This is a genomic window from Dyadobacter sp. NIV53 (genome assembly GCF_019711195.1).
In the GTDB taxonomy this organism is placed as follows: Bacteria; Bacteroidota; Bacteroidia; order Cytophagales; family Spirosomataceae; genus Dyadobacter.
On sequence record NZ_CP081299.1, the window covers coordinates 7,017,500 to 7,030,447 of the forward strand.

General features: G+C 38.4%; 12 protein-coding genes and 1 pseudogene. 8 read left to right on the forward strand and 5 right to left on the reverse strand.

The features are described from left to right. Positions 1-35: 35 nt before the first annotated feature. A complete protein-coding gene (locus tag KZC02_RS28865) occupies positions 36-581 on the reverse strand; it encodes a DUF1599 domain-containing protein (protein ID WP_221391836.1) in 546 nt (181 codons plus the stop codon). Between the two features lie 48 nt (positions 582-629). Between KZC02_RS28865 and folP the strand changes: the two genes are divergently transcribed. The 4 genes from folP to KZC02_RS28885 all read left to right on the forward strand — a co-directional run bounded on the left by folP (position 630) and on the right by KZC02_RS28885 (position 4,366). Next, positions 630-1,535 carry a dihydropteroate synthase gene (gene folP / locus KZC02_RS28870; RefSeq protein ID WP_310590382.1) on the forward strand — a complete coding sequence of 302 codons (906 nt, stop codon included), beginning with the start codon at positions 630-632 and terminating at the stop codon, positions 1,533-1,535. A gap of 38 nt (positions 1,536-1,573) precedes the next feature. Further along, on the forward strand, positions 1,574-2,377 hold the full coding sequence (gene cdaA / locus KZC02_RS28875) for a diadenylate cyclase CdaA (RefSeq protein WP_221391837.1): 804 nt from the start codon (positions 1,574-1,576) through the stop codon (positions 2,375-2,377). A gap of 105 nt (positions 2,378-2,482) precedes the next feature. Next, positions 2,483-2,746: a 30S ribosomal protein S20 gene (gene rpsT / locus KZC02_RS28880; protein WP_221391838.1), complete on the forward strand. Its 264-nt coding sequence runs from the start codon at positions 2,483-2,485 to the stop codon at positions 2,744-2,746. A gap of 345 nt (positions 2,747-3,091) precedes the next feature. After that, the gene (locus tag KZC02_RS28885; RefSeq protein ID WP_221391839.1) at positions 3,092-4,366 is read left to right on the forward strand and encodes a beta-propeller fold lactonase family protein; all 1,275 of its coding nucleotides are present in this window, start codon (positions 3,092-3,094) and stop codon (positions 4,364-4,366) included. A gap of 31 nt (positions 4,367-4,397) precedes the next feature. Here the strand turns inward: KZC02_RS28885 and KZC02_RS28890 are convergent, their stop codons facing one another. After that, a complete protein-coding gene (locus tag KZC02_RS28890) occupies positions 4,398-5,096 on the reverse strand; it encodes a lysoplasmalogenase (protein WP_255637098.1) in 699 nt (232 codons plus the stop codon). Positions 5,097-5,191: 95 nt separating this feature from the next. Between KZC02_RS28890 and KZC02_RS28895 the strand changes: the two genes are divergently transcribed. Continuing rightward, positions 5,192-6,805 (forward strand): ABC-F family ATP-binding cassette domain-containing protein, encoded by a 1,614-nt coding sequence (locus KZC02_RS28895; protein WP_221391841.1) that lies wholly within the window; start codon positions 5,192-5,194, stop codon positions 6,803-6,805. A gap of 75 nt (positions 6,806-6,880) precedes the next feature. On the opposite strand, the gene KZC02_RS28900 is transcribed toward KZC02_RS28895, so the two are convergent. Then, complete coding sequence (locus tag KZC02_RS28900; protein WP_221391842.1) at positions 6,881-7,516, reverse strand: gluconate 2-dehydrogenase subunit 3 family protein; 636 nt, start codon at positions 7,514-7,516, stop codon at positions 6,881-6,883. Between the two features lie 31 nt (positions 7,517-7,547). Further along, positions 7,548-9,287, reverse strand: a complete 1,740-nt coding sequence (locus tag KZC02_RS28905) for a GMC family oxidoreductase (RefSeq protein WP_221391843.1) — start codon at positions 9,285-9,287, stop codon at positions 7,548-7,550. Positions 9,288-9,564: 277 nt separating this feature from the next. On the opposite strand from KZC02_RS28905, the pseudogene KZC02_RS28910 reads away from it, so the two are divergent. Next, positions 9,565-10,514: pseudogene (locus KZC02_RS28910) on the forward strand (L-threonylcarbamoyladenylate synthase). A 70-nt stretch (positions 10,515-10,584) separates the two neighbouring features. On the opposite strand, the gene KZC02_RS28915 reads toward KZC02_RS28910, so the two are convergent. Continuing rightward, positions 10,585-12,012 carry an ATP-dependent RecD-like DNA helicase gene (locus KZC02_RS28915; RefSeq protein ID WP_221391844.1) on the reverse strand — a complete coding sequence of 476 codons (1,428 nt, stop codon included), beginning with the start codon at positions 12,010-12,012 and terminating at the stop codon, positions 10,585-10,587. 165 nt (positions 12,013-12,177) lie between these two features. Here KZC02_RS28915 and KZC02_RS28920 point away from each other — a divergent pair, with 165 nt between their 5' ends. Both KZC02_RS28920 and KZC02_RS33185 read left to right on the forward strand, forming a co-directional pair. Beyond that, complete coding sequence (locus KZC02_RS28920) at positions 12,178-12,597, forward strand: CBS domain-containing protein (RefSeq protein WP_409014274.1); 420 nt, start codon at positions 12,178-12,180, stop codon at positions 12,595-12,597. A 127-nt stretch (positions 12,598-12,724) separates the two neighbouring features. Then, a complete protein-coding gene (locus KZC02_RS33185; RefSeq protein WP_310590385.1) occupies positions 12,725-12,940 on the forward strand; it encodes a hypothetical protein in 216 nt (71 codons plus the stop codon). Positions 12,941-12,948: the final 8 nt, after the last annotated feature.

Consider the following 12,948-nt stretch of genomic DNA (forward strand, 5'->3'; position numbering starts at 1 on the left):
GTTTAACCCAATATTTGTTGTGTTTTTAGCAGGAATTAGTTAGTCTGTAAAGCGTTAGACTTAATAAGGCAAAAAACAGAATAGTTAATGATGTCCTGATAGCCAGCTTTTACACCTTCCGATACTATTGTATATCCTTGATTATCTTCAATTTGCTTTATTCTTAAAAGCTTCATTAGAATAATATCAGTCATGGAGCTCACACGCATATCCCGCCAGGCTTCACCATAATCGTGGTTTTTATTAAAAAGGAGTTCTTGTACCTCACTTACCTGCGTATTATATAAAGTAGTTAGTTCTGACGAATTAATGTCATTTTTCGATTCCCCCAAAGCGATCTGGATCAAAGCCATGACGCAGTAATTAATAATTCCTATAAACTCTGATGAAATATCGTCATTGACTTTTTGAATTCCTTTTTCCTGAATAGTACGGATTCTCTGTGCTTTAATGAAGATTTGATCAGTGATGGAAGGAATTCTCAGGATTCGCCAGGAAGTTCCGTAATCTTTGTTCTTTTTTGCAAAAAGATCTTGGCAATACTGAATGATTTCCTGATATTCCGCTTCGGTCGATTTCAAAGTTTTATTATATGTTAAGCCTGGTAATTGATCATTATTTAAAACAAAATGCACCATAAGTGTATGCTGACAGCTGCACGCAACCGGTTCATTTATAAATTTTATATGGCGCAAGTTAATAAAAAAACGATTAATGTCAGGGGGCAACTGATCGATCTGTCGACCCCACTTGTAATGGGTATTGTAAATATTACTCCTGATTCTTTTTACAAAGAAAGCCGGATGGAATCACGAGAGGCTGTAATTGAGAGAGTTGGGTGGATGCAGGAGGATGGGGCTTCACTGATCGACATTGGAGGATATTCAACCCGTCCGGGAGCTGCTGAGGTGACGGTTACGGAGGAAATAGAGCGGATTGAATCTATTATTGAGCCGTTAAATAAATTTTTCCCGGAACTATTCATTTCTATTGATACATTTCGGTCGGCAGTTGCAAGAAAAGCAGTTGAAAAAGGTGCGCAAATTATTAACGACGTCTCCGGAGGTGACCTGGATGTTGAAATGTTTGATCTGGTTGCTAAGCTTGGAGTGCCATATATTCTGATGCATATGCGCGGTACGCCAGCAACAATGAATGAACTGACACACTATGACCAGCTGATTCCGGATGTAATTAAAGCATTAAAGCTGAAAATCGAGGTACTGCGCTCAAAAGGGGTTGCCGATTTAATTATTGACCCCGGGTATGGATTTTCTAAAACAGCAGCTCAAAACTTTGAACTGATCAGGCATATGTCTGAATTTGATCAGCTTGGTTATCCGGTACTTGCCGGAATATCACGAAAGGCAACAATCTACAAAACATTGAGTATCAGTGCGGCGGAAGCTTTAAATGGTACAACAGTACTGAATACTTTGTTACTTGAGCAAGGCGCTTCGATTTTGAGGGTTCATGATGTAAAACCAGCCGTAGAAGCAGTAAAACTATGGATGGCTACTGGTCGTATGAATTAAAAATAGTAATTTAGTCGCAAAATAATATTTGTTTTCTTATGCGTGTAGGTTTTTTAAATATCAATTGGGCAGATATCCTGGATGTCTTTTTGGTTTCAGTGCTTCTATATCAGGTTTACACACTTGTTCGCGGCAGCATTGCCAGCAGGGTTTTTTTAGGTTATTTATTTGTTTACGTATTTTATCTCGTTGTAAAAGGATTAGGCCTTGGACTGCTTACAGCTATTTTACAATACTTCATGGGCGTAGGAGCAGTAGCATTAATTGTTATTTTTCAACAGGAAATCCGCAGGTTCTTATTAATTATAGGTAAATCTACTATCCATACCAATAATGGTTTTTTAAAAAAGATATTAAGAAATTCAATCCTTGACATCAAAGCGAAAAATTTGATGGAAGTAGTGGATGCAAGCAAGACAATAGCCGCTAATTTCACAGGTGCTTTAATTGTTGTAAATAAACGTGATGATCTTAGCAAATATGTAGAAACAGGGGAATTGCTGGATGCACGCGTGTCTAAACCATTATTAGTTTCTCTCTTTAATCAATACAGTGAATTGCATGATGGCGCGATAGTAATTGTAGACGGGAGGATAAAAGCTGCCCGTTGCGTACTTCCGGTAGCCGATGGGGTAGACGTGCCATCTTCGCTTGGCTTTCGTCACCGGGCAGCCATGGGCATGAGTGAAGCGACTGATGCCGTGGTAATTGTGATTTCTGAGCAAACCGGTAGAATTTCCGTAGCAGTAGAAGGGGAGCTGCATAGTAATATACCGATTTCTGAGCTTCAAAACCGCCTGGAAGAATATTTATCGTCTGATGTCCAGCGTATGGCTAAATAGGAATTTGGGTTTTTTGTAAATATATCTTCATGTAAATTTGGCATTTCGGCATGATATCGCTATTTTTGCAGACCGATTGAGAAATAAAAAATATTATAATAAAAAATGGCAAATCATAAATCTGCATTAAAGAGAATTCGTGCCAACGAAACAAAGCGTTTGCGTAATCGTTACCAACACAAGACTACACGTTCATACATCAAAAAATTGCGTGAAACGACTGATAAGGCTTTGGCTGTAGAAGTATACAAAACTGTTTCTTCTATGTTGGATCGTTTAGCTAAGAAAAATATTATCCATAAGAAAAAAGCTTCTAACCAAAAATCAAAATTGGCCAAATTGGTTAATACATTATCGGTAGCAGCATAAGTTTTTTTTCTTTTAAGATACTCCGCCCCGTTAGTTTTTACTATCGGGGTTTCTTATTTATTGGAAACAAAATATTTTGTTAACTATGTTACCATTAGTGACGTACTTAACATATTGAATAAATAATTTCAATAGATTTATAGATAAGATAGCTGTTTAGAATTGATAGAGTAAGATTTTAATCAAAAACCTGATCCTGAAAAATCAATTTATAGCTTGATCGTTATCTGTTTTTTACATTATATTGCGTTATAAAAGAGAAACCTTGTAATCCGTTTCGGGTATTTACAAGGTTTCTTTTGGTGAACGGTAATACTTTAATTCAGCGTTTAATTAAAAATATTTATGAAAAAAGTCTTTTTGTTGGCCGGTTTGATAACAATGGGATCTGCATCAGCATTTGCCCAGTCATCTATTAATTTCAATGCAAAAGGCCTTGTAGTAATTTCGGATGCAGATTTATCAGCATCAGCATTGGTCGATGGAAAATTACTCAGAGACAATACTGCCAAGGATGTATTAACCACGATTAAGTTTCCTGTGGAAAGGGGAAGTAAAGGATTTGGAACAGCTCTTGTTTCTAATTCAGTTCTTGGGTATTCCAAAACACTTGCCGTTCCTGCAACGGGCGGATTGGCTTATGTACTTGAAAGCAGGCTTAGGCCGGATGATGGAGTGGTTGATTTTAAAGATGCTGCGTCTGAATTTCCAGTTGGAGAAAAATTGTATGTGGTAGACATTGCAAATATGACCGTGCCCAAGGCGAAATTTGGTTTTCCGGTTGGTAAAAAACCAACATCTATTGATATTAACAAAAATGAATTAATTATTTCAACAACTGATACTGGTAAAGAACTTGTGTTTATAGATGCTGCTCCGGATGGTAAACCAGCACGTTTTTTAAATCTGCCCGCAGGTTTGGATACAACAAACAAAATTATTGATTTATCCTGGCATCCATCCGGTGACTTTATTGCTTTCACATTGGATAAATCCAAGGAAGTGGGTATTTATAAGGTGATTCGAGAAGCGGGAAAACTTAAAAATGTTGAGATGATTGGTAAACCTGTTAAGGTTGGAACTGATCCTTCTTTTGGCAGGTTTTCTGCTGATGGTAAACATTATTTTGTTTTGGATGCAAAAGGCATACAGGGAAAGGCTACTGGTGAAGGAGAAATTTATGTGATAGATTTTTCTATGGACGGATCAACTGAAGCTAAAATAGCCAGCCAGATTCCGGTAGGTTTAAATCCGGGATCGTTTGCCGTCAGTCCTGACGGAACCCTTCTTGTTGCGGTAAATGCAGGAAAAAGCGGATCACCCTGGACAGAAGCCAGTGCAGGAGCTGGCAGTTCTCTGACCTTATTTAAAATTGGAGCTGATGGAGCTTTGACCAAGGTTGCTGATTATCCTTTTGAAGGTATCAATCCTAAAAGTGTTGTATTCGATAAGGATGGTTCAAACCTCGCAGTTGCTGTTTATGAATATCTCGAATATGGAAATGGAACAGGTGGCGTTGAATTTTGGACTGTAACAAAAGGAGATGTACCGTCATTAAAGAAACAGAGTGCTAAAATAAGTGTAGGAAGAGGAGCACATACACTTCGTATCATACCATAACAATCTGTCAGATTTACAAATAGATTTATATTCAGAACGAAACAGACGGGTGCGAACCTGTCTGTTTCGTTTTTAAATAGCCAATAGCGATTAAATATTGAGCAAAACAATATGTACTCATTACCCAAACTGTGTTTAGGGGTATCGCCGTGATGAATTTATCCACCGCAATGACAGAATCAGAAATCAGGAATAAAATGGCTCCGTTAACAACCATCAAAAATGATCCGTTTGAAACCTTATTTTTTCTAAGAAAAGACATCCAGGCCATTGAAGCTATACCCAATGCATAAATTGCAACCGCAATTTTAATAACAATTCCAGTTAGATAGGGTTGTAATATAATATAGAAAGTAATAGCGAAAAGAAGGAAAGGGGCCAATCGGATATAAGCAAACTTTGAAGTTAATTTTAGTGGGTTATCCAGGTAAAATGCATAAGCATAAAGTATTTGCATGCTTAGAAAAGACGCCAGTCCCGGAATAAATAAATCCTCTTCCTGAATCATTAAAAAAATATCTCCAAACAGTGCGAAGAATAGTCCAGCGTTAAAGAAGAGTAATCCTCGTACTTTTCTTTGAGTTTTGGTCTGAAAAGAATAAATGATAACAGATACCATAATAAGCGGTTTGGTAAGATATATCAATATTTTGTTGCCACTTAGATCTGCGATGATTTCCGTTAGAGAAATGATTATAAAGAAGATTGAAAAGATAAGTTTGGTGTTCATTTATTAAATGCAATGGAAGGAGGAATAATCTATACGAAATTCCTCTTAATTTCGTAATTTTGCGGCTTCATTCATAAAAAATACATATTTTAAGTATGATTACGGTTCAGAACGTATCGCTGAGGTACGGTAAAAGAGTTTTGTTTGACGAGGTAAATATAAAATTTGTTCCGGGTAACTGCTACGGGGTGATAGGTGCAAATGGTGCAGGAAAATCAACATTCTTAAAAATACTTTCGGGTGAAATTGAGCCTCAAACAGGCTTGGTAAGTATGAATCCAGGAGAAAGGATGACATTTCTGAAACAGGACCAGTTTGAATTTGATGCTTATACAGTAATGGATACCGTGATTTTAGGACATGATCGTCTCTATAAAATCATGAAAGAGCGGGAAGCCATCTATGAAAAAGAAGACTTTACTGATGAAGATGGAGAGAAGGCGGCCAATTTAGAAGCAGAGTTTGCAGATTTGAATGGGTGGGAAGCTGAAACTGAGGCTGCACAATTATTAAACGGACTTGGCCTAGGTGAAGAATTACATTCTGCCATTATGGGAGATCTTAATGGTAGTGACAAAGTACGTGTACTTCTTGCTCAAACCTTATTTGGTAATCCCGATGTATTGCTTCTGGATGAGCCAACCAATAACCTGGATGTTGAGACGGTTCTCTGGCTTGAAAACTTCCTGGCGGATTTTAAGAATACCGTTATTGTTGTTTCTCACGACAGGCATTTTCTTGACGAAGTTTGTACGCATGTTGTCGATATTGATTTTAGCAAAGTGCAGATGTTTACCGGAAATTATTCGTTCTGGTATCAGTCGAGCCAGTTGGCAATGAAACAACGCCAGGATTCTAACAAGAAATCAGACGAAAAACGCAAGGAACTTGAAGAATTTATACGCCGGTTTAGTGCCAATGCGTCTAAATCCAAGCAGGCGACTTCGCGTCAGAAATTGTTGGAAAAGCTTACTATTGAAGATATAAAACCTTCATCGCGGAAATACCCATACATTGCTTTTAAATCAGAGAGAGAAGTTGGAGATCAGCTTTTAAGAGTGGAAGGACTCTCAAAGAAAGCGGATGATGGAACTATCCTGTTCAATAATCTGAGCTTCAATATAAATAAGGGTGATAAAATTGCTTTTGTAAGCCGTAACGTAAATGCTATCAGTACGTTTTTCGACATTATTAATGAAGAGCAGAAAGCTGATAAAGGAACTTACAACTGGGGCGTAACAATCACAAAATCATATTTTACCAAGGATCCAACATCATTTTTTGATGTTGATCTTAACCTGGTTGACTGGCTGCGTCAGTATTCTGAGGAAAAGGATGAAAGTTTTATACGTGGATTCCTGGGAAGAATGCTTTTCTCAGGAGAAGAAGCACTCAAAAAAGCAAAGGTGCTTTCCGGAGGAGAAAAGGTGCGCTGTATGTTGTCAAGAACGATGCTTTCCAGCGCGAATGCACTAATACTGGATGATCCTACCAATCACCTTGATCTTGAATCAATTACAGCTCTGAATAATGGATTAATTGAATTCCCGGGATGTCTTATATTTTATTCCCATGATCACCAGTTCGTTCATACTATTGCAAACAGGATTATTGAAATCGGGCCAAAAGGAATGGTGGATAAATTGATGAGTTATGATGAGTTCCTGAAAGACGAGACGGTAAAAGCGCAACGTCAAAAATTGTATTAATATATAATTGTCATCATAAAAAAACACCGTCAGTTTTTTGAAACTGACGGTGTTTTTTTATGATGAAGCTAAAATTTAAATGATATACTTCTCATATTGTTTGATTACTTCAGCGGGCGGGCCTTCCCACACATTAGGAGTATTTCCTACATATCCGATGTCATCAATACCGATTCTGGTTGTGTAAAAACCGGATGCTGTAAGATTACGCATCTGATTAAAAAATGCAACTCCCTGGCTATACATTGGTTTTGCTTTTTCTGGATATGCAATATCATCTACAATTTGTAACTGCTGTGCTTTTGTACAAAGTGTAAATATTTTGCTGAAACGTTTATTTGATTCAAGGTCGAGCCACTTCAAACCACCACGAATGGGTGTTTGGTGTTGTGGCATATCTTTAACAATAAACTCTATAAATTGGGGAACACCAGCGTCAGACGCACTTCCCGATTTATCGTCAGCAGGAATAATGATATCGCAAAGGACTTTGATAGTAGCCAGCTCGGCAACGGTCAGGAACTTCTCCTTCATCAGTTGTGCGTCACGGATCGCTTCTTCTTTTTGTCTTCCGCCCGGGATTTTTATTGGAGTTTCGGGTGGATTTTGCGCGTCAATCTCCCTTTGTTCAGCAAGTGCTACCTGAGGGTTCATGGCAGCAAATCCGAGAGAACTTAACGTTAAGGCTTTTAATGAATCTCTACGCTTCATAATAATATGATTTGAAAGAACGGTTCAATGATTAAATATTTTTCTGTTTTACCTGATCAATAATATAATCAGATGCTCTCCACGATAAAGCAAGTATTGTCCATGTTGGGTTTTTATCTGCCTGTGAAACAAAAGAGCCGCCATCCACTACAAACACATTTTTTGCATCGTGTGCTTGTGAGAATTTATTCAGAACAGAAGTTTTTGGATCATCACCCATACGTACAGTACCTACTTCATGAATGATACGGCCAGGAGCTTCAATGCCATAATTAGTATCTGCACCTGGCTTGGTGCCGCTGGCAACACCTCCTAATGAATGAATTACTTCTTCAAAAGTATCATGCATGTGCTTGGCCTGCTTAATTTCGTAATCAGTCCATTTATAATTAAATCGCAAAACCGGAATACCGAATTTGTCAACTACGTTCGGATCAATTTCACAATAATTTTCAATACTTGGAACTGCTTCACCTCTGCCGGCCATACCAACATAAGCTCCGTAAAAACGACGGTAATCTTCTTTTAATGATGCTCCATAGCCACCCGCCTGTTTCATTGTGCCGTTAGCGGTTGGGTATTTACCATTCATTCTTTCTATGCCTGAACCAAAACCATAACTTGGCATACCCATTCCACCACCATATTCAATATGGTAACCACGAGGAAAATCAAGTTTTTTGTTATCCAGCCACCAAGGTGTATACACGTGCATTCCACCGACACCGTCTTCATTATAACGCTTTCTATCCATTAAATGTGGTAAAAAAGCTCCTCTTGAAGCACCGGTTGAATCGTGCAGATATTTTCCAACTATTCCACTTGAATTACCCAGTCCGTTGGGATGTCTTGCGGATTTAGAGTTTAATAATAAACGTGCTGATTCTCCTGCGCTGGCAGCAAGTACCACCACTTTGGCTTTAATTGTATGTTCTGTAAGCTTGTTGCGATCCACATACGATACGCCGGTTGCAAGTCCGGTGTTAGGATCTGTCAATACTTCCCTGGCCATTGCATTATTGATCAGGGTAACATTGCCTGTCTTTACAGCCGGAATTACCAATACAGAGGATGAAGAAAAATCCGCATAAGCCTGGCATGAACGGCTGCACTGGCTGCAATAGAAACAAACCCCGCGCTGATCGTTAATAGGCTTGGTTAATATGGAAAGCCGCGACGGGATTACAGGGATATTGGCCTTTTTACCAGCTTTTTGAAGAAGCAGTTCGTGTAGGCGAGGCTTTGGAGGAGGAAGGAAGATACCGTCCGGCTCATTGTCCATGTTTTCTATTGTACCAAAAACACCGATCAGTTTATCTACCTGATCATAGTAAGGCTTCACATCATCATACCCAATTGGCCAGTCATCACCCAGGCCATCTATACTTTTACGCTTAAAATCTTTTGGGCCAAAACGAAGGGAAATCCTGCCCCAGTGGTTTGTACGTCCACCAAGCATACGTGATCTGAACCAGTCGAATTGAGTTCCGTTTTTATGTGTATAGGGCTCACCTTCAAGATCCCAGCCTCCCCATGCAGCATCAAAATCACCAAATGGGCGACGATTACTCGCACCTCTGCGTGGCGATTCCCATGGCCATTTCAATTGTGTAATATATTTAGGATCGGCAGGGTCAAAATATCCACCTGCTTCCAGCAACGCTACTTTTGCGCCGGCTTTTGCAAGCTGATATGCTGCCATTCCACCTCCCGCTCCTGAGCCAATAATACAGACATCAAAAACAGCAGGTTGTTCTTTGATTTGAAACATAAGGGTTAGTTTTTTAAATTACTATTTAATCATTAAATATAAACACAGATCTATTAGCAGTCAGATAAATATCCAAATATCAAAGTTATTTAAAACGAATCTAAATGGGTTGTCATTAACTGCTGCCGTTAAATCTATTGTTATTTCTTAATTTGTAAATTATTAACAAATCGTTAAATAATTATAAATACCGTCCGTTCAAATTTACTTATTAAGCACAGTATAACGTACATAAACAGGTTTTTCCATAAATTTGTATTTTAATTAAAATAGTATTTTGGCTATAATCGATAACGACGTTCAACTTGCGAAACAATTTCTTTTAAAAGGACAATTGGTAGCAATTCCTACCGAGACTGTATATGGTTTAGCTGGAAATGCTTTGGATGAGAAATCTGTATTATCCATTTTTGAAGTTAAAAACCGGCCGTCTTTTGATCCATTGATCATTCATACTGATTCACTGGATAAATTAAAGAACTATGTTACGGACTTGCCGGCAAGTGCCCGCAATCTGGCAATTGCATTTTGGCCAGGCCCTCTTACATTACTTCTGCCTAAGAAGAGCATTATTCCTGATCTGGTGACTTCTGGGCTGGACCATGTAGCAGTACGTATTCCCAATCATCCATTGACATTGGAATTGCTTCGACAGCTTGAATTTCCCTTAGCTGCACCAAGCGCAAATCCTTTTGGTTATATCAGTCCAACGAAATCGGAGCATGTAAATGCACAATTGGGTGAAAAAATTCCTTATATACTGGATGGGGGAGAGTGTGGTGTCGGAATAGAATCTACAATTGTTGGATTTGTAAACGATATTCCAACAGTATACAGGCTTGGAGGTTTGGCCATAGATGAAATTGAAAATATAGTAGGTAAAGTAAATGTATTACCTCATTCTTCTTCCAATCCGCAAGCTCCGGGAATGTTAAAAAGCCATTATGCTCCCAGAAAGCCATTTTTTTAAAAACAAAAGAAGAACTCGCTCAGGCTCCTGATGGAATTGGCTGTTTGTTATTTGATCAAAACATTCAGATCAAAAATTACGAATATCAGCGGATATTAAGTAAAACGGGTGATTTGAAAGAAGCAGCTCATCATTTATTTGCTTTTTTGCGTGAGTTAGATTCCTTACCCATTGAAGAAATATGGGCAGAAAGAGCACCGGATTACGGACTTGGCCTTGCTATTAATGACAGATTAAGGCGTGCTGCCGCAATTTAAGTTGAATGATTCGTGCTTAAATATCTAAAAATCAGGGTAATTAATGTTAAAGTACAAAACGTGAAAGATATTATTTGAAAAAATACTGATGAAAATTCATCAAAAATACTTCATCAGTTGCCCTGGTAATGGCTGTATATAACCATCTTATGAACTCGTTATTAACCTGCTCCTCAGGTAAGTAACCCTGATCTACGAATACAGCACTCCATTGGCCACCTTGTGATTTGTGTGTAGTAAGCGCATAAGCAAATTTGACCTGCAATGCGTTCAGAAAAGGATCTTTCCTTAATGCTTCCATTCGGTCTTTTTTCGATTTGATATCAAAATAATCCTGAACAACACTATCATACAATTTACGGTTATCTTCTGACGACATGGAGGGAGAGAAGGAATGTAGAGTGTCCAGAATAATTTTTGCATCAAATTCCGGTTGTTTGTCATAATCAGATAGGCGTAATACGACATCCGCAAACCGGAAACCATGAATTTCCTGTGTATTACGAATTTTCAGAAGTTCGACAAAGTCCCCGTTTGCAATAAATCCTGCCGGAGAGTCCTCTTCCAATACATTATAATTGTTTCTAACCACCATCAAGCGATCGCCGGCGTCCAGTTCCTCTTCTGAAAAGTTGATCATCCGTCGAATGTATTCATTATACTGAACAGCGGATTTATTGGAACGTGTTAATATGATTACATTTTCCTGCCCAAATTTGTCATAAGCATAACGTAATCCCTCTTCCAGTCTGTCGCCAGTCATGCGAAACATATCCCTGAAAGATTTGGTCATAATTTTAATGTCCGGCTTCTCTTCCTTCAACTGATTCCGGAGTTCAGTTGCGTTATATAATATTCCCGACAATTCATCCTGCCGCATTACTTCTTTCAGTTCTTCCTGAAAGACAGACATATAGAAGTTTTTTTCCAGATAGTCTCTGTCGAGGGCCGGGCTAAGTTCCTGCCCGACCGGCGGAAGCTGCGCTACATCACCAACCAGCATTAGTTTATTCCCCGGATTTTCAAAGACAAAGTCAATAAGATCAGCCAGCAAACTTTTATTTCCAAAATCCGCATCGTCAGTAATCATAGATGCCTCATCCACAATAAACAATGTATTGTCATGGTAGTTTTTCTGCCGCTGAAAAGTAAGGCTTCCAGAGAACGAATCGGATGTTTGTTTGTATATTTTTTTGTGAATGGTTAGAGCGATTTTATCCGCATAGTTCGACATAACTTTTGCCGCACGTCCTGTTGGCGCCAACAAGATGGATTTGTAACCGTAATTCTTAATTACCTTAATTAATGTACTTATAATGGTGGTTTTACCCGTTCCTGCATATCCCTTTAATAAAAAGCAATCGCGATAACGTTCCAGTCCCTTTTCCTCTAACAGAAAATCATTCGTTTGTTTGAAAAAGCGAAGTTGTCCTTCCGTCGGTTTAAAAGGGAATTGCTTAATCATTTGCTGTGAAGGCAAAGTTTGGTTTTTTTCCATGGTAACGAATCTAAGACAAGGAAAATTAAAATCAAAGTCGGGCGACAGTTACAAAAATATACATGGATTTAATTGGATTTTTACATACTAATTCCATATATTAGTTTCGTGTTTCTGTTTCCATATTCTCACTAACCTGAACTTTATATGCTAGTATTTCAAGTGATGGGCAACAAGCCTGTAAATGCCCTGTATTCTATAACTCAGGATAATACTGTTTTTGAGGCATTGGAACTAATGGCCGAAAAAAATATCGGTGCTGTTCTGGTACTTGAAAACGACAAGTTGATTGGTATATTCTCAGAACGTGATTATGCCCGAAAGGTAATTCTTCAGGGAAGAGCCTCAAGGGATACACTGATCCGGGATGTCATGACGAGTCGTGTAATTACAGTTGAAACAGATCAGAAAATTGAGGAATGTATGCAAATAATGTCTGATAAACATATCCGGCATTTACCTGTAAATCAGAACGGTACCTTAGTTGGGATCATTTCAATTAATGATATTGTATCTGCAATTATAAGAGAACAAAAAGATCATATCCAATCTCTTGAAAGCTATATCTCCGGCAATCCTTATTAGGGAAAATTAATATTTCCGCTCCATTCACTGGTTTTTTATGCCCGTCAAATTATTTTCAATATTTTTGACGGGCATAATTCTTACCAAATTCACCGGTAAGGTTGTCTTTGCACTTAATACTTAGGAATTGGATCTATCATTATCAGAATCAAAAATTATATACGAAAACCGTGTGCGTGTACGTGCATGCGGAATATATTTCGAGAATGATAAAATGCTGCTTGCGGGCCATGCATTAAATGGGCCTGAGATCAGTTTTTGGTATCCGCCTGGTGGTGGAATTGAATTTGGTGAAACAGCTGCTGATGCATTAAAAGAGAATTCAAAGAAGAGACGGGATTAGAGGTTGAA

What these genes read in the sequence shown, in the direction of transcription:
- folP (WP_310590382.1), top strand. Translation starts at nt 630, where the DNA reads ATGCACCATAAGTGTATGCTGACAGCTGCACGCAACCGGTTCATTTAT.
- cdaA (WP_221391837.1), top strand. Translation starts at nt 1,574, where the DNA reads ATGCGTGTAGGTTTTTTAAATATCAATTGGGCAGATATCCTGGATGTC.
- rpsT (WP_221391838.1), top strand. Translation starts at nt 2,483, where the DNA reads ATGGCAAATCATAAATCTGCATTAAAGAGAATTCGTGCCAACGAAACA.
- KZC02_RS28885 (WP_221391839.1), top strand. Translation starts at nt 3,092, where the DNA reads ATGAAAAAAGTCTTTTTGTTGGCCGGTTTGATAACAATGGGATCTGCA.
- KZC02_RS28890 (WP_255637098.1), bottom strand. Translation starts at nt 5,096, where the DNA reads ATGAACACCAAACTTATCTTTTCAATCTTCTTTATAATCATTTCTCTA.
- KZC02_RS28895 (WP_221391841.1), top strand. Translation starts at nt 5,192, where the DNA reads ATGATTACGGTTCAGAACGTATCGCTGAGGTACGGTAAAAGAGTTTTG.
- KZC02_RS28900 (WP_221391842.1), bottom strand. Translation starts at nt 7,516, where the DNA reads ATGAAGCGTAGAGATTCATTAAAAGCCTTAACGTTAAGTTCTCTCGGA.
- KZC02_RS28905 (WP_221391843.1), bottom strand. Translation starts at nt 9,287, where the DNA reads ATGTTTCAAATCAAAGAACAACCTGCTGTTTTTGATGTCTGTATTATT.
- KZC02_RS28915 (WP_221391844.1), bottom strand. Translation starts at nt 12,012, where the DNA reads ATGGAAAAAAACCAAACTTTGCCTTCACAGCAAATGATTAAGCAATTC.
- KZC02_RS28920 (WP_409014274.1), top strand. Translation starts at nt 12,178, where the DNA reads ATGGGCAACAAGCCTGTAAATGCCCTGTATTCTATAACTCAGGATAAT.